Below are 21854 nucleotides of genomic sequence, written 5' to 3' on the forward strand. Positions count from 1 at the left end.
AAAAAATACTTGCAATTTGGAAAAAGGAATGCTAGAATAGAACTACTGACGAATAGGGATAAGTAAGGAGGTGTTTTCGGAATGCCCAACATTAAATCTGCGAAGAAGCGTGTCAAGGTGAACGCGGCTAAGACGCTGAATAACCAAATGGCCAAGAGCGCGCTCAAGACCGTGCTGAAGAAGTTCGACGGTGCTGTTGTATCGGGTGATAAGGCGCAGGCTGCTGATGCGTACGCGACTGCGGTCAAGGCGGTGGATCAGGCGGCTGCCAAGCACCTTCTGCATAAGAACAACGCGGCCAACAAGAAGAGCAAGATGACTGTCAAGCTCAATGGTATGGCGTAAAATTCATAAGCGCTTGAAAAGACCCAAGGCTTTGCCTTGGGTCTTTTTTTATATGTTCCGGAACAGATGGAAAATATTATTTAGATGATCATCTAAATATATCTTGACATTTGCCGGACGAAGCGCTATCTTATATTTAGACAAACATCTAAATGAGGTGATTGCATGGGCTTTCAACAAAGCTTCAAAGCTCTCTCTGATCCCATCCGGCGGGAGATCCTGCATCTCTTGCGCGCGGGGCCACAGGCGGCGGGCGATATCGCAGCGCATTTCGACGTATCGGGCGCGACGATCTCACACCACTTATCCATTCTGCGGGACGCCGGCTTAGTGCTGGATGAAAAGCGGGGGAAATACATCTATTATGAACTCAATATGTCGGTCGTGGAGGAGATCCTCGGCTGGTTCAGCGCATTGAAAGGAGATAGCGATGATGAAGAAATTTAGCAAAATGCAGGTTTTTGCATGGATATTGGCGTTTGTGCCGTTGGTAATGGTGGCCGTGGTGTATGGAAAGCTGCCTGACCAGGTACCTACGCACTGGGATCTTGATGGGAACGTCACCTACGGCGCAAAGTCGACGCTGTGGATGCTGGGCGGGATCACGGTGCCGTTCGCGGTATTGTTTCCGATCCTGCCGCGTATCGATCCGCGCCGAAAAAACTATGACAAGTTTTTCTCTTCGTACGATCTGTTTCAGGTCATTATGATGTTGTTTATGATCGGTATGACCGGCATCACCATAGTCGAAACCTTTCATCCGGGTACGGTCAACGTCGGCACGGTCGTGACCGGGCTGGTCAGCCTGCTGTTTGTTGTCCTGGGCAATATGCTGCCAAAATTTCGGCAAAACTATTTCAGCGGCCTCAAAAACCCGTGGACGCTGGCGAGCGAGACGGTATGGGTGAAAACGCACCGCTTGGGAGGGAAAACGCTGTTTGCCGCCGGAATTATTGGCCTGTTCAGCTGCTTCCTGCCGGAAAAACCTCGGTTCGCCGTATTTTTCTGCGTCCTGATTGCGGCAGTGCTGATCCCCAATATCATGAGTTATATTTGGTACCGCAGGGAACAGGGGGAAGCCAAATGAAGCGGATCGTCTGCTATCTGGTTACAACATTTGCCTTAACATGGATACTGTGGGGTACGGCAGTCAGCGGCTCGGTCGTCGTCGGGATGCCAATGGCTTCTCAGCTGTTAATTGGTTTGGGCATGTTCTGCCCTGCCCTTGGCGTATTGGTGACGTGGCTTATGTTTCGCAAGAAACAGCCGTTTCATATACCGTTCCGTCCGCATTTTCGCGGAAACGGGAAATGGTATGTGGTTGCGTGGTTTATGCCCGCGCTTTTGACGCTGACAGGGAGCGCCTTGTATTTTCTGGTGTTTCGGTCACAGTTGGACCCTCAGATGGGTTACTTGCGCGAACTTGGAGCGGCGCAGGGCGTTTCCATGAGCCAGGCGCAGATGGCGTCGTCCATGGCGCTGCAGATCGTGGCGGCGGTCGTGGTGGGACCGCTGCTGAACGTGCTGGCAGGGGCGGGCGAAGAGGTCGGCTGGCGGGGCTTCCTCTATCCGGCATTGCAGGAAAAGTTGTCGCCCGCCGGGGTGTGCCTGGCTGGTGGCGTGATCTGGGGGCTTTGGCATGCGCCGGTCACGATGCGCGGCCATAATTACGGGCTTGGCTATCCGGGATTCCCGTGGGCCGGTGTGCTCATGATGTGTGTGTTCTGCATCGGGCTGGGTACACTGCTGCACTGGATCACGCAGAAAAGCGGCAGCATTTGGCCTGCAGCGCTCGCGCACGGCGCAGTGAACGCGATCGCGGCTGCGCCGCAGATGCTGCTGCCCTCGGCAGAAGCGGGGAACCGTCTGCTGGGGCCGGCAGTTTCAGGCCTTTTAGGCGGTCTGCCGCTTTTGTTGTGCGCTGCTGTACTGCTGTGGCGCGGACGACAAAAATCGTCCGGATCCGTGCAGGGAAAGCTGTAATTAATTAGAAAAAAATGAACGCCCGACATTTTTAGTCAACTTTTAACTTGATGAGTGGGGACAAGTGTGTTATAATTTTGCAGTAAGTTCGCACAGGTGGTGAATGAGCACTGTGCGTAAACCGACTGCAAGGAGAAGATTATGACAAGAACGCGTAAGCTGGTAGCCTTAGTGCTGCTGGTCGTTGTTGTCTCAGTGAGCGGCGTGACGATCGCGCTCGCGACCGACAACACGCAGACCTATGCGTATTTGCCCGATCACTCTGTTTACTTTTATGATGTAACAAAGGGCTATGCATGGGCACACCGTGAGGTGGATGCTCTGGCGCTGAACGGCGTCATCAAGGGCGGCGGCGACCATCTGTTTTATCCGGACAATCCGATCACCCGCGCGGATTTTATCGTGATGCTCGACCGCGCTTACAATATGAGCGCGGCGCTTGATACCGGCATGGTGGCGGACAAGGGCAATTTCAGCGATGTCCCGGCCGGCACATACTACACAAAGTCAATCCGCGCTGCCAAGGCGCTTGGCGTGGCCAACGGATCGGAGGACAACAAGTTCCAGCCGATGAGCAACATGACCCGGCAGGATGCGATGGTGTTCCTCAAACGCACGATCGACCGCACGCAGATCAAGCTGCAAAGCGGTTCCATGTCCGGCTTCAGCGATGGTGGACAGGTCTCCGCTTACGCAAAGGAGGCGGTCAGTTCGCTCGTCAGCGCACGGGTGATCGGCGGCTCGAACGGGAAACTAACGCCGAAATCGCTGGTCACGCGCGCGGAAATGGCGGTCATGCTGTACCGCGCCACGCACCTGACCGAGCAGGACAGCGGCACATTTTATGAAAAGCGCGGCGACGTGATCAACCTGTGCGTGGGCGCGCAGGTCTATGCGGATGTCGTGATCGAAAACTACGACCCCAGCAAATACTACGGCGAGCTGATGCGCTATACCAAGCTGCGCCAGGCCGGCGGCACGACCTATGTGACGCTGGAGGAGAACCAACCGATCGACCGCACGGGCACGTATTCCTCGGGGCTTCTCCGGCTGAACGACCCGGATGCCGGTATTGACGGCGCAATGGTCGATTATTTGGTCGCTTCCAACTGCGTGGCGATCGACGTGGCGCCATATCACCAGATGGACTCGCTCGCGAGTACCGGCGTGCGGTACCGTTATTGCTATCCCTCGGTGGTGGACGGCGAAGTTACTGCCATTTATTACATTCCAGCATAAAGAAAAGCGTCCTGCTTTGGCAGGGCGCTTTTTTTAAAAACCTCTTGACTCTGACATGATGGCAGACCCTATACTGGTATTGAGCTCAAGAAGAACACAGATCTGTGGGAGGGAACAAACTATGCTGAAGATCGGCGAGTTTTCCGGATTATCGCGTATCAGTATCCGCATGCTCAGGCACTATGACGAGGTTGGCCTGCTCAAGCCGCAGCATGTGGATGAGCAAACGGGCTACCGGTATTATAATGAGCGTCAGCTGGCCGACGCGGGGCGGATCGCTTCGCTGCGGGACATGGGCTTTGGCGTGCAGGCTATCGGGGAGGTCGTTGGCGGCGGCAAAGAGGCGCTCGAACATGCGCTCCGCGTGCGCCGCGCCGAGCTGATAGGTCAGCGGGAGCTGGTGAGCGAACAATTGATACGTCTGGACAGCGCGCTGCAGCGACTTGGAAAGGATGATATCCATATGAAATACGAAGTGACTTGCAAGACCCTGCCTGAACGCTATGTGGCGAGCGTGCGCGATATTCTGCCGGGCTACTACGAGGAGGGCCGCCTGTGGCACACTATGATGCAGGAGACAGCGTGCATGAACATGCAGCCGGACGGGCCGTGCTATGCGGTCGGTGTCTATCACGACACCGACTACCGCGACCGCGACGTGGATGTGGAGATCCAGATGTCAGTCAAGGGCAAATACCAGGACACCGAGCATGTAAAATTCAAGACCGTGCCGCCCATCTTTATGGCTTCCGCCACCTATACGGGCAGCTATGAAAAGGTCAATGAGGTCAATGCCGACGTGGCCGCATGGGTGCAGGAAAACGGCTACGAGTTTGACGGACTGTCGTTCTGCATTTACCATGTCAGCCCGCATGAGACGCAGAACCCCGACGAGCTTGTGACCGAAGTATGCTACCCAGTTCGGAAAAAGGAAAAATAAGAGAAAAGCGCCGCCGGTTCATTTGGAAACCGGCGGCGCTTTTTTAACGTTTAAAAAGCTCGGATGTGAGAATTTCATGTGCTGTCGGCCAGATCCGCTTTAAAGAAACCGGAAAGTCATGATTTCCAAGGAAACAATGATGGCTTTCGCCGGTGCAGCGGAGATCGCCCGAGGCTTTGTCGCGGACTTCGTAGCCGATCGTCATTTTGACGCCTGAATAAGACAGTACGCGGGCCTCAATCGTCACAGTCTCCGAAAAGCGCACCATATGCTTGTAGTCGCAGGTCACGCGCAGGACCGGGCTGGAACAGCCCATGGCTTCAAACCGGTCATAGCCAATGCCGAGCTGCTCCAGCATGTCGACGCGGGCTTCCTCGAACCAGCGGATATAGTTGGAATGGTGGATGATGCCCATTCCGTCGGTTTCATAATATTGCGCCTTGTGTTCATATGGCTGCATGTTGGATCGCTCCTTGTCTGGGGTAGGGAAAAGCAACCGTAAAAACGGTTGCTTTTCGTTTGTTATTTAAAGTATTGGACGCCGTTTTCAAAAATAGGCTGATATTTATCGCCGTAAATATTGCGGCCAACAAACGGGCTATACCGTTCGGTGTGGCCCATTTTGCCGAGCACGCGGCCATCCGGGCTTGTGATACCCTCGATGGCGCACATGGAGCCGTTCGGGTTCCATGCGATATCCATGGACGGATTGCCCGCAAGATCGGTATATTGGAAGGCGACCTGCCCGTTTTTCACCAGATTGTCGATGACGTGCTGCGGGGCGACAAAGCGACCCTCGCCGTGGGAAACGGCGATCGAATGCAGATCCCCGACCTCGCAGGACGACAGCCACGGCGATTTGACCGAGGCGACGCGGGTCGTCACATAGCGCGACTGGTGGCGGCCGATCAGGTTGAAAGTCAGCGTCGGGTCGTCGCCGGTCATTTCGTCACGGATCTCGCCATACGGCACAAGGCCGAGCTTGATGAGCGCCTGGAAGCCATTGCAGATGCCGAGCATCAGGCCGTCGCGCTGTCCCAGCAGCTCATGGATCGCGTCCTTGATGCCGGGGCCGCGCAGGAAAGAGGCGATGAATTTGCCCGAGCCGTCTGGCTCGTCGCCGCCCGAGAAGCCGCCCGGCAGAATGACCATCTGCGCGCGGCGGATGGCGCTTTCAAGGCGTTCCGCGCTCTGTGCGAGTACGTCTGGCGAGAAATTCCGCACCACGACGATCTCAGCTTCGCCGCCCGCGCGCTCGATCGCCCGTGCGGTGTCGTATTCGCAGTTGGTGCCCGGGAAGACCGGGATGACCGCGAGTGGCTTCGCGGTCTTGACCGCGGGAGCGGCCGCGCTGCGTTCGGCACAGCAGACAGTGGTCAAACGCTCGTCCGACGCGTCTGCGCGCGTCGGGAACACGCTTTCCAGACGGCCTTCAAAGGCGCGCGTCAGCTCGTCAAGCGGCACGGTTTCACCCGCAGCGGTCACGGCCTCGTCGCCGGTCGTATGGCCGACCAGCCAGTAGGCGGGCAGATCTTCCATCGCTTCAATCAGGATGCCGCCGAAGTTTTTCAGGAACAGCGCGTCGACAGGGAACGACGGATCGAACGCAAAGCCGATCTTGTTGCCGAGCGCCATTTTGCACACGCCCTCGGCGATGCCGCCGACGGAAAGCGCCCAAGCCGATACCGCCTTGCCCTCCGCAATCAGGTCGGCGACCTCGTTCCACATGTGCTTGAGCGTCACATAGTCGGGCGAGCCGTCCGCATGGTAGGGCGCGTCGAAGAAGTAGACCGGATGGCCGGCCGCTTTAAACTCGGGGGAGATCAAGCGCGAAGCGTCCTGCGGGTCGATGGCGAACGAAACGAGCGTAGGCGGCACGTCCATATCATCGAACGAACCGCTCATCGAGTCCTTACCGCCGATCGCGCCGAGGCAGAGCTCTTCCTGCGCGTTATACGCGCCCAAAAGTGCGGAAAGCGGCTTGCCAAAGCGCTTGGGGTCTTTTCCAAGGCGTTCGAAATACTCCTGGAAAGTGAGATAAGCCGTTTCAAAATCGCAGCCCGCCGCAACCAGCTTAGCCACCGATTCAATGACCGCCGCAGACGCGCCGAGGAACGGATTCTGTTCGGTGTAATACGGGTCAAAGCCGAACGCCATGACCGACGCGGTCACACACTGGCCGTGCAGCGCGGGCAGTGTGGCCGCCATGACCTGCGTGGGCGTGAGCTGATATTTGCCGCCGAAGGGCATGAAGACCGAGTTGGAACCGATCGAGCCGTCAAACCGCTCGACGAGGCCACGCTCGAGACAGATGCCCAGAGCCGACGCGTGGTTCAATAGCTTGTCTTTCAGCGTATCGCCCGCGGGCTCGCAGGCAATGGACGGCGCGGCAAGCGGCGCAACCTCGGCCGTGACGTGCTTGGCGCAGCCGTTGGTGTTGAGGAAGTCGCGGGACACGTCGGCGATCACGTTGCCGTTCCACGTCATGCGCAGGCGGTTTTTGTCCGTCACCTTGGCGGCGACGACCGCTTCAATATTTTCCTCCTGTGCGGCGCGGATGAACGCGTCCACATCCTTTTCGCGCACGACGACCGCCATGCGCTCCTGCGATTCCGAGATGGCAAGCTCGGTGCCGTCCAGCCCGTCGTATTTTTTGGGCACTGCGTCGAGATCGATGTCGAGTCCGTCGGCCAATTCACCGATGGCGACCGATACGCCGCCCGCGCCGAAATCGTTGCAGCGGCGGATAAGCTTCGTCACCTCGCCGTTCCGGAACAGGCGCTGGATCTTGCGCTCCTCGGGCGGGTTGCCTTTCTGTACCTCGGCGCCGCAGGTCTCGAGCGATTCCTCGGTGTGTTTTTTGGAAGACCCAGTCGCGCCGCCGCAGCCGTCGCGCCCGGTCTTGCCGCCGAGCAGGATGACGATGTCGCCCGGGTCGGGCACTTCACGGACAACGTTTTCCGCCGGGGCCGCGCCGACCACCGCGCCGATCTCCATGCGCTTGGCGACATAGCCCGGATGATAGATTTCATGCACCAGCCCGGTCGCAAGGCCGATCTGGTTGCCGTAGGAAGAATAGCCCGCCGCCGCGGTCTGGCACAGCTTGCGCTGGGGCAGTTTATGCGGCAGGGTTTCGGAAAGCGGCACGGTCGGATCGCCCGCGCCGGTCACGCGCATGGCCTGATAGACATAGGAACGCCCGGAGAGCGGGTCGCGGATCGCGCCGCCTAAGCAGGTGGCCGCGCCGCCGAAAGGCTCGATCTCGGTCGGGTGGTTGTGCGTCTCGTTTTTGAACATGAGGAGCCAGTCCTCAAATTTGCCGTCGATCAGCGCCTTGACCTTGATCGAACAGGCGTTGATCTCCTCGGATTCGTCGATGTTTTTCAGATATCCGCGCTTTTTGAGCACCTTGGCTGCGGCTGTTGCGATGTCCATGAGCGTCACGGGGCGTTTTTTGGCCTTTTCCTCGCCGTATACCTCGACGCGCGCGGCAAGATAGCGGTCAAACGCATCTTGTACCATGGGATCGTCGATTTTGACGCCGTCGATCTCGGTCAGGAACGTGGTGTGGCGGCAGTGGTCGGACCAGTAGGTGTCGACCATGCGCACCTCGGTGATGGTGGGGTCGCGTTTTTCCTCGTCCCGGAAATACGCCTGCAAAAACCGCAGATCGTCAAGATCCATCGCAAGCCCCATGTTTTGCAGCAGGTCGGAGAGCGCCGCGTCATCCATATGCGTAAAGCTTACAACGGACGCGACGGCCGTCGGGATGGCGTAATCGACGTGCAGCGTTTCGGGCTTGTCCATAGAAGCCTCGCGCGCTTCGACCGGGTTGATGAGGTAGGAGCGCACCTTGTCCATATCGTCTGCGGAAAGGACACCCTCCAGCACATAGATCTTCGCCGCGGCGACCGCCGGACGCTCGCCGCCGGTGAGTAGCTGGATGCACTGGGCGCAGGAATCGGCGCGCTGGTCGAACTGGCCGGGCAGCGGCTCGACTCCCAGCACCTGATGCGCACCCGCCGGACGGGGGAAATCCTCATCGTAGCACTGGTCGGCCATGGGCTCGGAAAATACGATGCCCTTGGCTTTTTGATAGGCCTCGGGTGAGAGGCCCTCGACATCGTACCGGCACAGATAACGCACATGAGTGATGCCCTTGATTTCAAGCAGGTCGTGCAGGCTTTGGAAAAGGCCGCGCGCTTCCACATCGAAACCGAGCTTTTTTTCGGAATAACAACGATTGACGCTCATTCGTAAACTCCCCGTTCTCTTTCAAAAATCGCTAAGTTTTTCACACTGCTTCTATTGTACTGGTTTTTCGTGCGCAAATCAATCGGTTGTCCACACAAATTCAATTGAAATTCGCGGGGGAACGTGTATAATAAAGTCAAAGGGGGAGCGGTGCGCCGCGCGCACCGCTCCCCGTATCATAAAAAGCGGCGCGGCGATCTTTCGCCCGCAGACCCGCTTATCATCAGAATATGCCGCGGCATGGCCCGCGGTCACAGGAGGAACCGATATGGAAATCAAACTCTCCCCGTCCATCCTTTCGGCGGATTTCGCAAACCTCGCGCGCGATATCAGGGAAGCGACCGATGCAGGCGCGGAATACGTGCATGTCGACGTGATGGACGGTCATTTCGTCCCCAATATCACGATTGGCGCGCCGGTCGTGAAAGCGCTGCGCAAAGCGACTGACAAGGTGCTCGACGTGCACCTGATGATCTCGGATCCGGATAAGTACTTAGACGATTTTATTAAAGCGGGCTCGGATATCATCACCGTGCACTATGAATCCAACGGCGACACGCTGGACCAGCTTAAGAAAATCCGCGCGGCGGGCGTGAAAGCCTCCTGCACGATAAAGCCCGGCACGCCGGCGGACGCGCTGTTCCCGCTGCTGCCGTACTGCGATATGGTGCTTATTATGACGGTCGAGCCGGGCTTTGGCGGCCAGGGCTTCATCCCGGAATGCATGGATAAGATCAAGGCCGTCCGCGCCGAGATCGAGAAGCACGGCTATGCCTGCGAACTCGAAATCGACGGCGGAGCCAAACTCTCGAATACCGCCGACATTGTTGCGGCGGGCGCTGATGTGATCGTCGCGGGGTCGGCCGTATTTGGCGGCGACATCGCTGGAAACGTCAAGGCGTTCCACGAGGTCTTCGAGGAAGGCACGGCCAAAGCGTCCTGGGGCAAATAAACAGAAGAAAAAGCCCGCCGGTATGCCGGCGGGCTTTTTTGCGGCTTGACAAAAGGCGATTGAGAAGGTATAATCAACTTATTAAAAGAATGTTAATAACTAAACCGCATAGGAGGATGCAATGGCGGACGCAGGACAGCTGAAAAGCATCAACACTTCGCTGGTAAGGCACGCACTGCGCGGTGGCGGGGCGAAGACCAAGAACGATCTCGCAAGAGAGACTGGGCTCAGCTTCCCGACGGTCGGCCGCACGGTCGACGCATTGGTGGAGACGGGTGAAGCGAACGCCGTGGGAACCGGAGAATCGACGGGCGGGCGCTGCGCGCAGCGCTATGCGCTCAACCCCGCGTTCCGCATGCTGCTCTGCCTGCGGCTGGAAGCGCATCAGATCCGTTATACAGTGCGCGATCTGATGGGCATGATCGTAGAAAACGGGCAGACGCCGTGCGGTGGCGTTTTGCAGACACTTGACACGCTTCTGATGCGTGTACGGGCGCGTTACCCGCAGCTTGGCGGTATTGCTCTTGGCATAGACGGTTCTGTGCGTGAAGGCACGGTCTGCGAGTGCTTTGGCTACAACGAGCTGCGGGGCGTAAACCTGTCCGCGTATCTTTCCGATAAAAGCGGCGTGCCAGCCGCCGCCGGGCGAGACATGCACATCGTGGCTTCGGGGCACTATGCGCGCTGCGAGGAAAAACCGCGGGCGCTGGTCTGCGTGTATCTCGGCGCGGCTGGCATGGGCGCGAGCCTGAATATCGACGGCAGGCCCTTTGAGGGCGCGGGCTCGTTTGCGGGCGAGCTGCACTATCTGCCGATAAAAAATAATCTGGAATATGCCAAAACGCATTTTGAGGGCGCGGATATGGTCGCATACTACATGCAGGTCATCCGCGCTTATGCAGCGCTCGTCAACCCGGACAGGATCGTGCTGTATGAAAACAGCCTGCTGGACGGCAGGGCCGATCGGATTCGCCGTGCGTGCGCGCAGACGTTGCCCGCGCAGGCCATGCCGGAGATCGAGCTGTCGCGCGATTTTGACGAGGACTATGAACAAGGGCTGCTGACCTGCGCCCGCAGCCTGCTGGAGGAGCATTGATGAAAGAGCTGTTTATTTTTGATATCGATGGTACGGTGATCGACAGCGCAGCGGTCGACCAGCGCGCGTTTCAGGCCGCTTTGCGGGAAATGGGGCACGAGTACGCGCTCGAAGAGTTGCGCTGGTCGTTCGGCATGCCTGGGCGCGAGGCGCTTAGAAAGCTGGGCGTCACGGACATTGAAGGAACGGTTTCGCTGTGGGAGCGCCTTGCTTATGAGCACTTACACGAAATCAAGCCGTATGACGGCATATTTGAAACGCTGACCAAACTTCGCGCGCGCGGCGGCAGGCTCGGTGTGGTGACCTCGCGAACGCGCCGGCAATTCCGGGACGGTGTCGCGCCGCTCGGCATTGAGCCGTATTTTGACGAGATCGTGTGCGCGGACGACGTGCCGCGCCCCAAGCCCGCGCCGGATGGGCTGACCGAATGCGTCGCGCGGCTGGGCGGCACGCCGGAGGCTGCCGTTTACGTGGGGGACAGCTTGTACGACATGCAGTGCGCCGAGGCAGCGGGTGTGGAAAGCGCGCTGGCGCTTTGGGGCTGCCACGAGCCCGATCGTTTGACGGCTGACCACCGCCTTTCGCATCCGAGCGAGGTGCTGGCGTTATAAAGAAAACAGCGTCCCGAATGGGACGCTGTTTTGTTATTTGGCGAGATGCAGTCCATCGTACCGGGTGACGTGGAACGTATAGGGCAGCGCGGTCGTTTCAAAGCCGTTTTCGCGCAGCACCGCGCGCACGTTTTCCACCAGCTTATAGTTAAAATCGCGCTGGGAAAGGGAAACCTTGAGCGTGTCCCGGTAGGAGCTGACCAGCACGCCGAAGGGCTGGAACGCACAAGGCAGGATGGCGGCGTAGTCGTCCACGAAAGGCTCCATGCTGGACGGCAGCTTGAATGCGCCGACGTTGGTCAGAATAAAGCTGTCGCGGCGGATATAATCGCGCGCCTGCTGGCGCATCAGCCGTTCCTTTTCGCCGACCGTGGTTTCACCGCTCTTGTGGGCTGCCGCCACGCGCCTTGCGTTTTTGAGCGCCCAGTAGACCGCGTGGGGCAGGCTGCGCTGGGTATCAAAATACGCCTTGCACGCCTTGCAGGCGTCCACAAACGGCAGGCTGAAATATTCATAGAAAAACGGCAGATCCAGCAGGGAAAGGAAAAAGCGGGTCGTCGGGGTTTTGGTGTAGGCGTGCAGATCCATCGGGATCTCGGCGATGATCGGTTCTTTTCGCCCAGTCCCCTCATAATAGGTGCGGTACATGCCCATGGAAAGCGCGGTCATCAGGAATGTGACCGGCGTGACGCCGTGTGTGCGCGTATAGTCGAGCACATCGGAAAGCGATAACGTCAGCTCGGTGGTCAGTTCATCGTCGTCGTTTTCACTGTCAAACTGCGGCAGGTGGAACGAGGGGATATCCTCATGATGGTCGGCATCCGACTGTGGCATGCCGCGCAACAACAGATAACCGTCCTCGCAGTCCAGCGGGGTAAATTCGGTTTCAAGGGTGCGGATCGAGCCGTCGTTCTCGACCGGATGTCCCATGAAGCGCAGATAATAGAACAGCACGCAGCGGATAAACTGGTCGAATCCACGCCCGTCCGAAGTGCAGTGGTGGTACTCGAGATAGATGGTGCTGTCCCGGTAGCCGCATAAGAACAGATAGCCGTTCGTATCCTCCGAGCCCATGTAATAAGGCGAGCGGTCGTCCATGGGCAGCACGACGGGCGGCTTGTCCAGTAGCCGGTAGGCGTAGCGCTTATCGCCGCGGGTGAGCCCAAGCCCAAACTGCGGAAAACGGATGAGCGCGGTCTTGAGCGCGTCCAGCAGGACGGCGGGGTCGACCGGCTCGGTCATGCGGATAATATGCCGGGGGGACGTGGTCAGGTCCTTATGGGTCGCATACATGAACAGGCAGCCGTAACTGTCGACCTCGAGCAGCGCCTTGCGGTGGCTTTCTTGCATGGGGCACCTCCAAACGGTCCGTTTTTCTCTCTTCTAGTATTTTCATTATAAAGCAGCACAAACCGGAAAAACAGGGTGTGTTTATACGGAATTGTACAAATTAAACGCGCGTATTTGGAAAGAAGTTACAAAAAAGCGCCGCTTCGACAAAAAGCGGCGCGCGGTGGGACAGCTTAATTGACGGCTTGCTCGCTGGCTTCAGCAATAGCGGCGAGCTGTTTTTCCAACCAGCGGGAAACATCGCCGAAAACATCGAGCCGGTTTAGCTCGTTCAGGATCTCGTGGCGGGCGTCCTTATAAAAAATGACTTCGATATCCTTAAGGCCAGCGCCGCGGTATAGGTTGACTACCCGGCGCACACCTTCGCCATATTTACCGATGGGATCCTTGTCCCCGGTGAGGAACAGCAGGGGAAGGGTACGCGGCGTGACGCGGAATGTGTGTGTGGCGTTGGCTTTGAAGAGCAACGTGTACAAATCGCGAAAGCCGGTCGCTGTGAAGACGAAATTGCACTTAGCGTCCGATTCGTACAGCGCGACCACGCTTTCGTCCCGGCTGAGCCAGTCGAATACCGACTGTGGGCATTTGATCTTGCGGTTACAGCCCTTGAACGTCAGATTGGAGAGAAAACCGCTGCGGTAGGTCATGCCGCGCGAGCGGGCGACTGAGTCGGCGAGATGCGCAGCCGTGACCGCGGCGGGGTTGGGCCCTGCCGTGCCGGACAGGATGCAGCCGGAGAGCTTGTCGCCGTGCTGCGCGAGATACAAGCGGGCGATGAGCGAGCCCATCGAATGCCCAAACAGAAAATATGGCAGCCCTGGATAGCGCGACTGCATCAGCTCGGTGAGTTGTGCGACGTCGTCCACCAGATACTTCCATCCGTTTTTGGTGGCAAAAAAGCCAAGTTCGGAATTGCGGGCGACTGACGAGCCATGACCGATGTGGTCGTTCCCGCAAACAATGAACCCCAACCCGCAGAGGTATTTGGCAAAGGCCGTATAGCGCGAAAAATATTCGCACATGCCGTGCGAAATCTGGATGATTGCGCGCGGCTCCACATCCTCGGGGATCAGGATATAATAGGCAACATTGGATACGCCGTTGGCGCTTTTATAAATATTTTGAGTACACTTGATATTCATAGAGCACACTTCCGTTCGGCGAGGCAGATTTCATTGGCAATATCATATCACATTTGCACGCGTTTGTGCCGGGAAATATGCAAAATTAACAAAGCGTTTATAAATTCCCCGGCTTGCCACACCGCCGCGCCGATGTTATAATGGGAACAAATCAGGGAAACGGAGGGCAAAAACATGCCTTATATCGGGATCAACACCTCAAAAACACTCTCCCAGCAGCAGAAGGACGCGCTCAAGAGCGCATTGGGTGAAAAAATCACGCTTATTCCGGGCAAGGGCGAGAGCAAGCTGATGATCGACATTTCGGATGGACATACCATGTATTTCGCGGGCCAGCAGCGCGAACTCGCGTATCTCGATGTCAAATGCTACGGCAAAACCGAGTTTGCGCATAAAAAAGCGTTTACCGAGGCCGCGTTCCAGGCGGTGCAGCAGGAGTTCGGCCTGCCGCAGGATGGCATTTATCTTACCTACAGCGAATTTGAAAACTGGGGCACGCTGGGTTCAATGAAATAAGAGACGTAAAAGGCCGCTTCCGGTAGGAGAGCGGCCTTTGTTTTTGTTTGCATATTGTTCACAATTGAATGGTTGACTTATAAACTATTTAGAATTATCATAAAAGCAACAAATATGCAGAAAGCGGGTGCGATACAATGGTGAATCTGGAGGAGTGCCTGTTTTTGGGTGCTGCCAAGCTGGAAAAGCTTTACCGCCGGTACTTTTGCGACGCGTTCGCGGAATTTCATTTTTCCCCCAATGAGATCGCGGTGCTGGTCTATTTGTTCCAGCATGCCCCCGCCTGCGACACGGCGACCGATATCGCGCAAGGACGCGGCATCTCCAAAGCATTAGTCGCCCGTTCGGTGAGCGCGCTTGCTGCGCGCGGCTTTTTAACCACCGAGCGGGACGCGCGCGACCGCCGCGTCGTGCATCTGCATCTGACCGACAGCAGCCGCAGCATTGCGGCAAAGCTCAGCGAAAACCGCAGGCGCGTGGCCGAGCAATTGCAGCAGGGCATCCCGCCGGACGAGCTTACACACGTCGCGCAGCTGATCGAACGTATGCAGCGCAATCTGGACGCGTTGCTGGAAGCCGAAGAAAGAAAGGAAAACCTGGAATGACCGAACCAACAAAGTCCGGCGGCGCACCGAAAAAACCGCTGATATTTTACTATGCCGTCACACTTGTGATTTTAATGCTGCTGAACGCACTGCTGTTTCCGTCGCTCATGCAGAAGCGCGTGAGCGAGGTGCCCTATAATGAATTTTTGTCCATGGTGGACGATGGGCGGGTCAATGAGGTCGCCTACGAGCAGGAGAACCGCCAGATCGTGTTCAAGGGTGCGGATGAAGACGGGAAAGAAGCCATTTATAAGACCGGACTGATGCCGGACTATACGCTGACCGCGCGGCTGGAAGAGGCGGGCGTCCGCTTTGCGGCCGAAATCCCGACGCAGAACTCGCCGCTGCTCAACTTCCTGCTGACCTGGGTATTTCCGTTCATCCTGATCGCGGTGGTCGGCAACCTGTTTATGAAGCAGATGATGAAGCGCATGGGCGGCGGAAACGCCATGACGTTCGGCAAGGCAAACGCCAAGATCTATGCCGAAACAGAGACCGGCAAGACCTTTGAGGACGTAGCGGGGCAGGACGAGGCCAAGGAAGCGCTGACCGAGATCGTCGATTTTTTGCACAACCCGGGAAAATACGCGTCCATCGGCGCCAAGCTGCCAAAGGGTGCGCTGCTCGTCGGCCCGCCGGGCACGGGCAAGACGCTGCTTGCAAAAGCGGTCGCGGGAGAAGCGCATGTGCCGTTTTTCTCGATCTCAGGCTCGGAGTTCGTCGAGATGTTTGTCGGCATGGGCGCGGCGAAGGTGCGCGATCTGTTCAAACAGGCGAGCGAAAAAGCCCCTTGCATTGTGTTTATCGATGAGATCGATACCATCGGTAAAAAACGCGACACGGGCGGCATGGGCGGAAACGACGAGCGCGAGCAGACCCTAAACCAGCTTTTGACCGAGATGGACGGTTTTGACGGCGCAAAGGGCGTCGTCATCCTCGCGGCAACCAACCGCCCGGAAACACTCGACCCCGCGCTGCTGCGCCCGGGCCGGTTCGACCGGCGCATCCCGGTCGAGCTGCCCGATCTGCAAGGGCGCGCGGCGATCCTGCGTGTGCACGCAAAAGACGTGCACATGTCGGGACGCATAGACTTCACCGCGATCGCGCGGGCGACCTCGGGCGCTTCGGGCGCGGATCTGGCAAATATCATCAACGAAGCCGCGCTGCGCGCCGTCCGGCTGGGGCGGAGCGCGGTCGAGCAGAGCGATCTGGAGGAGAGCGTCGAGACCGTTATCGCCGGCTATCAGCGCAAGAACGCCGTTTTGAGCCCCAAGGAAAAGGAGATCGTCGCCTATCATGAGATCGGCCACGCACTGGTCGCGGCAAAGCAGTCGGACTCCGCGCCCGTGACCAAGATCACCATTGTGCCGCGTACCTCAGGCGCGCTCGGGTATACGATGCAGGTCGACGAGGGCGAGCGGTATCTGATGAGCAAGGCGGAGGCGGAAAACAAGATCGCGACACTGACCGGCGGCCGCGCGGCCGAAGAGCTGGTATTCGGCTCTGTGACGACGGGCGCGTCGAACGACATCGAGCAGGCGACCAAACTGGCCCGCGCCATGATCACGCGCTATGGCATGAGCCGGAAATTCGATATGGTTGCGCTGGAAACGCTGAACGGCGCGTATCTGGGCGGCGACGCGTCGCTCGCATGCTCGGCAGAGACCGCCGCCAAAATCGACGAGGAGGTCATTTCGACCGTTAAGGCGGCGCATGAAAAGGCCGTCGGCCTTTTGCAGGACAATCTGGATGCGCTGCACCGGCTTGCTTCGTATCTGCTCGAACACGAGACGATCACCGGAGAAGAGTTCATGGACATGTTGGAAAAAACGTAATATAATGGAAGAGAAGAATACGGGTGAGGAGGAATACATGTGAAAAGTTCGCTGAGCAGGGTGCTGTGGAGCGCTGCGGGACTGTTTCTCGTAGTCACCGGGGTTTATTGCATCATCCGTCCGGACGCCACCATGGTGTCCATCGCTTTCATGCTCGGTTTGGCTATGCTGGTTTCGGGTATCGCCGATTTGGCAGCCTACCTGATGGGCCGAAAAAAATTTATCGCGTCGGGCTGGTTTTTGGCCGACGGCCTGATCGACGTGGTGATCGGTCTGGTGTTTATGTGCAACCGCTGGATCGCCTCATCTCTGCTGCCCATGATCTTCGCAGTCTGGGCAATTGTTTCGGGTGTCAACAAGCTGGTCAACGCATCGATCCTGCGGAAATGCGGGTCAATGGCGTGGGGATGGTCCATGGTGATCGGCCTGCTGCTGGCCGTGCTGGGAGTTGCCGCATTGTTTAAGCCCGTGGTGGCAGCGGTCGCGATCGCGGTGCTGGTCGCGGTCGTGTTGATCGCGCAGGGCCTGCTCGCCATCATGCGCGGCCTGTTTGCGGATGAATTGTTTTTACATCGATGAATAGGGAAAAGCAAAACGCCCCGCCAGAAATGGCGGGGCGTTTTGTTATGCGCCGTGGGTAAGATCCCAGTCAATTGGCTCGATGCCGTTCAGCTCCAGAAACGTATTGCATTTGGAAAAATGTTTGCAGCCAAAAAAACCGTTATAAGCGGAAAACGGTGAAGGATGCGCGCACTCGAGCACCAAATGCTGCGGCGCGGTGATATACTGCTTTTTCGAGCGGGCGTTGCTTCCCCACAGAAGAAAGACAATGGGCTGCTCACGATCGTTCAGCTTTTGGATGATATGATCGGTAAAGGTGGTCCAGCCCAGGTTTTTGTGGCTGTTGGCCTGCCCGCGCCGCACAGTGAGCACCGTGTTGAGCAGCAGCACGCCCTGCTTGGCCCAGCCGGTCAGCGTACCGCCCGGCGGCGGCGCGATGCCAAGGTCGGACTGCAGTTCTTTAAAGATATTTTGCAGGCTCGGCGGCGACTGCACGCCCGGCTGGACGGAAAAGCATAAGCCGTGCGCCTGCCCGGGCCCATGGTAGGGGTCTTGTCCGAGCAGAACGGCCTTGACGGACGCATATGGGGTATACCGGAGGGCGTTGAAAATATCGTTCATCGGGGGATAGATGGTTTGCTCCGCATACTCTTTCTTTAAAAAATAACGGATCTTTTTATAATACTCCTGCGAAAATTCGCCGGCAAGAATGTCGTTCCAATCGTTTCCCAACTCTACCATTGGCTTCCTCCATCAAATAAGTTTTAAAAATTATACCACAGGTTTCGACAAAAAGCTATTGACAAGGAGATGGAAATACCGTATATTTGATGTGTACTAATACGGATAGTACGGATGATACACTAAGGAAGAAAGGAGGCGCGCTTGTGATACAGATCGATTACCGGGACGGACGGCCGATCTACGAGCAGGTGGTGGACGGTATCGAGCGGCTTGCGCTGCGCGGCGTACTTGAGCCGGACAGCCAACTGCCCAGCGTCCGGCAGCTCGCGGTGGAGCTTTCGATCAACCCGAACACGATCCAGCGTGCATACGGTGAACTGGAGCAGCGCGGCGTGATTTATGCCTCTCGCGGGCGGGGAAACTTTATTTCGGGCGATTTGGGCGGCCTGCGCAAACGCAGAATCGAGGAAATTGGCGCGCAGGTGACGACACTGGTGTGTTCGGCGCGCGAGCTTGGCGCAGATGACGCGCAGATCGCCGTATGGACGGCGAAGAAAGGGGAGGTGAAGCCATGATTACAGCAATAGGTGCGACCAAACGCTTCGGCGCGTTGACCGCGGTCGACCATGTATGCGCAGAGATTAAGGACGGTTCGGTTTTCGGCCTCATCGGTTCGAATGGCGCGGGCAAATCGACGTTTTTGCGCATGCTGGCCGGCATCCTGCAGCCTGACGAGGGCCGGGTTGCAATCGACGGCGACGAGGTATTTGAAAACGTGGCGCTCAAGCAGCGGTGCTTTTTTATTTCGGATGAGCAGTTCTTTTTCCCGAACTGTACGCCCGCGGAGATGAAGGATTTTTATAAGCGGTATTATACGCAGTTCGACGAGCCGCGCTACCACAAGCTGATGGCCGGCTTCAGCTTAGATGAAAACCGCAAGATCCGCACGTTTTCCAAAGGCATGAAAAAGCAGGTTTCGGTCATTTGCGGCGTGTGTGCGGGCACCGACTACCTGTTCTGCGACGAAACGTTCGACGGTCTCGATCCGGTCGTGCGGCAGACGGTGAAAAGCCTATTTGCCGAGGACGTGGCCGAGCGCGGCATGACCCCGGTGATCGCGAGCCACAACCTGCGCGAGCTTGAGGATATTTGCGACCATGTGGGGCTTTTGCACCGCGGCGGCATCCTGTTTTCCCGCGATCTGGACGAAATGAAGCTCGGCATGTTCAAAATGCAGTGCATTTTCCCCGGACAGCTCGAAGCCGACGCATGGAGCGGCTTTGATATTCTGCGCCTCGAACAGCGCGGCTCGCTGTATACGCTGACCGCGCGGGGCAGCCGCGAGGAGCTGCAAAACCGTGTCGCGGAAATGAATCCGACGTTCTTTGAGCTTCTCCCGCTCACGCTCGAAGAGATCTTCATTAATGAAACGGAGGTGGCCGGCTATGACATCAAAAAACTCCTTGTCTGAGCGCGGTCTACTGCGGGACGGTCTGCGCCGTAACCTGTGGAGCATAGTGCTTTCGGTGCTCGGCTTTTTCTTCTCGCTGCTGCTGCCGACGCTGATGACCATGCAGAGCGCGCTGGAGCAGCAGCAATACACAGTGGGGAATACGCCGGAGCAGCTGGCCGATATGTGGGCCCGCGCGGTCGAAAACGTGCACAAGATGCTGGGCGGCGCGAACCCCCTTCCAAAACTGGTCATGGTCGTGCTGGCAGTTGTCTGCGGCGTGGCGCTTTTCTCTTATTTACATTCGCGCCAGAAGGTCGACTTTTATCACAGCCTGCCGGTGTCCCGTGCGCGCCTGTTTGCGACCAATTTTCTGACCGGCATCGTGTGTGTGCTGCCCGCATGGGCAATTATGGAAGCGATCACGGTCGCGTGTGCGTATGCGATGGGCTTTGGCGCCGCGGTCGACTGGGCGTCCATCGGTGGCGCGGTGATCGGGAATGTCGTGTTTTTCCTGTTGCTGTATGCGCTATCGGCACTGGCGGCCATCCTGTGCGGAAACACGATCATTTCGCTACTGCTCCTGCTTTGGATCTACTTTGCACCCGCAGCCGTGCGCCTGCTGCAGGGCGGGCTGTTTGAGAAATTCTTTTCGACCTATGTTGGCGCCTCGATGTATATGGAAAGTACGCTTAGGCTTTCCCCGGTCATGCAGTATTTCTTTATGGACGGCCTGCGGTTTGCGGATGGGCTTCACGGTTCGGCCGGGCTGCTGCTCGGCGCCTACGCGCTGTGTGCCGTGCTTGCTATCGCGCTGGGCTGCTACCTGTTCCGTATTCGCAAAAGCGAACGTGCGGGTACCGCGCTGGCATTTGAGCCGATCAAGGTGCCGGTCAAGGTGTTTATGTGCGTTGTGGGCGGGGTTGCCGCTGCGCTGCTTTTTAACACGGTCGGCAATGGCTTTTGGTTCTGGCCGGGGCTGGTCATCGGCGTCGTGCTGTTCCACTGGCTGATTGAGATCATCTATGCATTTGATTTTCACGCGATTTTTGGTAAACCAATGCATTTAATCGCCGTTCTGGTGGCCATGCTGGCGGGCTTACAGCTTATGCAATTCGATGTGTTTGGCTATGACAGCTGGCTGCCGGGGGAGGAAGACATCGCGGCGGTCGACCTCAATTGGGCGGTAGACATGGAAAACCCCGCCATGGAGACCGCGGAAAATATCGTTGCGGTACGTCGGCTGGCTGAAATCGGCATTGGCAGTATCGATGAAGAGGGCTATGCCTATGGAGAAGGCCCGATGCTCGAAAGCTATACCATTGTCTACCGTTTAAAGAGCGGCCGCACGGCCGCACGCAGCTATCTGCTGCCGATGGTGGACGAGGTGAATTCTTTGCTCAACCAGGTGAAAGCCTCCGAGGAATATAAGCGCGTTAAATGGCCGCTGTATACCTTTAACCCGGCCGACTACAAAGATGCAGACGGCAGGGACACCGCAAGCATTGGCGTTATCACCAACGGCGGCGGTCTGGCTGATGCAAGTGAGGTACAGATCATCGACCCGGCACAAATTGATAAGGTGCTCGAGACGCTGCGCGAGGAATCGCTATCCCATTCGGATTCGGCGGCGCCAGCGCTGTGCCTTGCACTGCAATATGAGGCGTCCGGGTATGACTGGGCCAGAAGCGACCGGCGGTATACCGCGAGCGTTGGCGAGGCGTATGTAACCGAGGAAGACACCAAAACGCTTGCGCTCATCGAGCAGCTGACCGGCGTTGTGCCCACTGCAATCGACCCTGCTGATATCGAAGGGATCAGCCTGCGTTTCTGGGGAAAAGAACACTCTGCCTACATTGAGGTAACCGACGAGGCCGACAAGAAGGCGCTGCTTCAGGACGCGATCAATTCGGATATGATGCGTGTGTATAACGGGCAGGAGAACATTGGCCTTTATCTTGACGAAGACGACAATTATCATATGTCGATCGTCGCAGAGACGAAATACACCTCGTTCACGCTCCGCTATCCAGTGGGCAAGACGCCTAAGGCACTTATAGAGAAATATCGGATAGAGGCCGAACAACAGACAGAGTCTGGCGAGTCCGGTGTCTCCGACGCGATTGTCAAGGAATATGCACTAGGCTGATGAAAAACAGAAAAGAGCTGTCTTGATTGAGACAGCTCTTTTTCTATACAAAGATAAAAATTTATTGAAAATCGATAAATAATACTTGCATATCAATAAAATGGATGGTATACTTCTGATAAAGAAGCAAGGAGGATGACGA

At 57.2% G+C, this 21854-nt stretch carries 21 protein-coding genes; 16 read left to right on the plus strand and 5 right to left on the minus strand.

Translation table 11 applies throughout. The annotated features are described in order from the left end of the window. The first annotated feature begins 81 nt into the window (after positions 1-81). The 6 genes from rpsT to SO058_RS00190 all read left to right on the plus strand — a co-directional run bounded on the left by rpsT (position 82) and on the right by SO058_RS00190 (position 4507). A complete protein-coding gene (gene rpsT, locus SO058_RS00165; protein WP_320840992.1) occupies positions 82-345 on the plus strand; it encodes a 30S ribosomal protein S20 in 264 nt (87 codons plus the stop codon). 165 nt (positions 346-510) lie between these two features. Next, complete coding sequence (locus tag SO058_RS00170) at positions 511-792, plus strand: autorepressor SdpR family transcription factor (RefSeq protein ID WP_320840993.1); 282 nt, start codon at positions 511-513, stop codon at positions 790-792. Next, positions 776-1432 (plus strand): SdpI family protein, encoded by a 657-nt coding sequence (locus SO058_RS00175; protein ID WP_320840994.1) that lies wholly within the window; start codon positions 776-778, stop codon positions 1430-1432. Before SO058_RS00170 ends, SO058_RS00175 begins: the two co-directional genes overlap by 17 nt. Beyond that, a complete protein-coding gene (locus SO058_RS00180) occupies positions 1429-2328 on the plus strand; it encodes a CPBP family intramembrane glutamic endopeptidase (protein ID WP_320840995.1) in 900 nt (299 codons plus the stop codon). The genes SO058_RS00175 and SO058_RS00180 overlap by 4 nt, the downstream gene beginning before the upstream one ends. Positions 2329-2469: 141 nt before the next feature. Beyond that, entirely contained in the window at positions 2470-3567 is a 1098-nt protein-coding gene (locus tag SO058_RS00185) for an S-layer homology domain-containing protein (RefSeq protein WP_320840996.1), read from the plus strand. Between the two features lie 121 nt (positions 3568-3688). After that, a complete protein-coding gene (locus SO058_RS00190; RefSeq protein WP_320840997.1) occupies positions 3689-4507 on the plus strand; it encodes a MerR family transcriptional regulator in 819 nt (272 codons plus the stop codon). 43 nt (positions 4508-4550) lie between these two features. Here the strand turns inward: SO058_RS00190 and SO058_RS00195 are convergent, their stop codons facing one another. Next, positions 4551-4967 (minus strand): acyl-CoA thioesterase, encoded by a 417-nt coding sequence (locus SO058_RS00195; RefSeq protein WP_320840998.1) that lies wholly within the window; start codon positions 4965-4967, stop codon positions 4551-4553. A 62-nt stretch (positions 4968-5029) separates the two neighbouring features. After that, complete coding sequence (locus SO058_RS00200) at positions 5030-8761, minus strand: phosphoribosylformylglycinamidine synthase (RefSeq protein WP_320840999.1); 3732 nt, start codon at positions 8759-8761, stop codon at positions 5030-5032. Between the two features lie 268 nt (positions 8762-9029). On the opposite strand from SO058_RS00200, the gene rpe reads away from it, so the two are divergent. The 3 genes from rpe to SO058_RS00215 all read left to right on the plus strand — a co-directional run bounded on the left by rpe (position 9030) and on the right by SO058_RS00215 (position 11420). Next, positions 9030-9713 carry a ribulose-phosphate 3-epimerase gene (rpe, locus tag SO058_RS00205; protein ID WP_320841000.1) on the plus strand — a complete coding sequence of 228 codons (684 nt, stop codon included), beginning with the start codon at positions 9030-9032 and terminating at the stop codon, positions 9711-9713. Between the two features lie 121 nt (positions 9714-9834). Beyond that, positions 9835-10809 carry an ROK family protein gene (locus tag SO058_RS00210; RefSeq protein WP_320841001.1) on the plus strand — a complete coding sequence of 325 codons (975 nt, stop codon included), beginning with the start codon at positions 9835-9837 and terminating at the stop codon, positions 10807-10809. Continuing rightward, a complete protein-coding gene (locus SO058_RS00215) occupies positions 10809-11420 on the plus strand; it encodes an HAD family hydrolase (RefSeq protein ID WP_320841002.1) in 612 nt (203 codons plus the stop codon). Before SO058_RS00210 ends, SO058_RS00215 begins: the two co-directional genes overlap by 1 nt. A gap of 33 nt (positions 11421-11453) precedes the next feature. Here SO058_RS00215 and SO058_RS00220 read toward each other — a convergent pair whose 3' ends face one another. Then, the gene (locus SO058_RS00220; protein WP_320841003.1) at positions 11454-12770 is read right to left on the minus strand and encodes a hypothetical protein; all 1317 of its coding nucleotides are present in this window, start codon (positions 12768-12770) and stop codon (positions 11454-11456) included. Between the two features lie 173 nt (positions 12771-12943). Further along, entirely contained in the window at positions 12944-13912 is a 969-nt protein-coding gene (locus SO058_RS00225) for an alpha/beta hydrolase (protein ID WP_320841004.1), read from the minus strand. Positions 13913-14086: 174 nt separating this feature from the next. On the opposite strand from SO058_RS00225, the gene SO058_RS00230 reads away from it, so the two are divergent. The 4 genes from SO058_RS00230 (at position 14087) to SO058_RS00245 (ending at position 17447) form a co-directional block, all read left to right on the plus strand. Next, positions 14087-14428 carry a phenylpyruvate tautomerase MIF-related protein gene (locus tag SO058_RS00230; RefSeq protein WP_320841005.1) on the plus strand — a complete coding sequence of 114 codons (342 nt, stop codon included), beginning with the start codon at positions 14087-14089 and terminating at the stop codon, positions 14426-14428. 137 nt (positions 14429-14565) lie between these two features. Further along, positions 14566-15033: a MarR family winged helix-turn-helix transcriptional regulator gene (locus tag SO058_RS00235; RefSeq protein WP_320841006.1), complete on the plus strand. Its 468-nt coding sequence runs from the start codon at positions 14566-14568 to the stop codon at positions 15031-15033. After that, positions 15030-16868 (plus strand): ATP-dependent zinc metalloprotease FtsH, encoded by a 1839-nt coding sequence (ftsH, locus tag SO058_RS00240; protein WP_320841007.1) that lies wholly within the window; start codon positions 15030-15032, stop codon positions 16866-16868. Before SO058_RS00235 ends, ftsH begins: the two co-directional genes overlap by 4 nt. A 39-nt stretch (positions 16869-16907) precedes the next feature. Continuing rightward, complete coding sequence (locus SO058_RS00245) at positions 16908-17447, plus strand: HdeD family acid-resistance protein (RefSeq protein ID WP_320841008.1); 540 nt, start codon at positions 16908-16910, stop codon at positions 17445-17447. Positions 17448-17492: 45 nt separating this feature from the next. Here the strand turns inward: SO058_RS00245 and ung are convergent, their stop codons facing one another. Beyond that, the gene (gene ung / locus SO058_RS00250; RefSeq protein WP_320841009.1) at positions 17493-18170 is read right to left on the minus strand and encodes a uracil-DNA glycosylase; all 678 of its coding nucleotides are present in this window, start codon (positions 18168-18170) and stop codon (positions 17493-17495) included. 146 nt (positions 18171-18316) lie between these two features. Between ung and SO058_RS00255 the strand changes: the two genes are divergently transcribed. From SO058_RS00255 to SO058_RS00265, 3 genes are read left to right on the plus strand one after another with little or no spacing between them, the layout of a single operon-like run. After that, positions 18317-18688 (plus strand): GntR family transcriptional regulator, encoded by a 372-nt coding sequence (locus SO058_RS00255; protein ID WP_320841010.1) that lies wholly within the window; start codon positions 18317-18319, stop codon positions 18686-18688. Further along, on the plus strand, positions 18685-19584 hold the full coding sequence (locus SO058_RS00260) for an ABC transporter ATP-binding protein (protein ID WP_320841011.1): 900 nt from the start codon (positions 18685-18687) through the stop codon (positions 19582-19584). The genes SO058_RS00255 and SO058_RS00260 overlap by 4 nt, the downstream gene beginning before the upstream one ends. Then, positions 19559-21712 carry a hypothetical protein gene (locus SO058_RS00265; protein WP_320841012.1) on the plus strand — a complete coding sequence of 718 codons (2154 nt, stop codon included), beginning with the start codon at positions 19559-19561 and terminating at the stop codon, positions 21710-21712. The genes SO058_RS00260 and SO058_RS00265 overlap by 26 nt, the downstream gene beginning before the upstream one ends. Positions 21713-21854 lie beyond the last annotated feature (142 nt).

Source organism: Agathobaculum sp. (genome assembly GCF_034098985.1).
Taxonomy (GTDB): Bacteria; Bacillota; Clostridia; order Oscillospirales; family Butyricicoccaceae; genus Agathobaculum.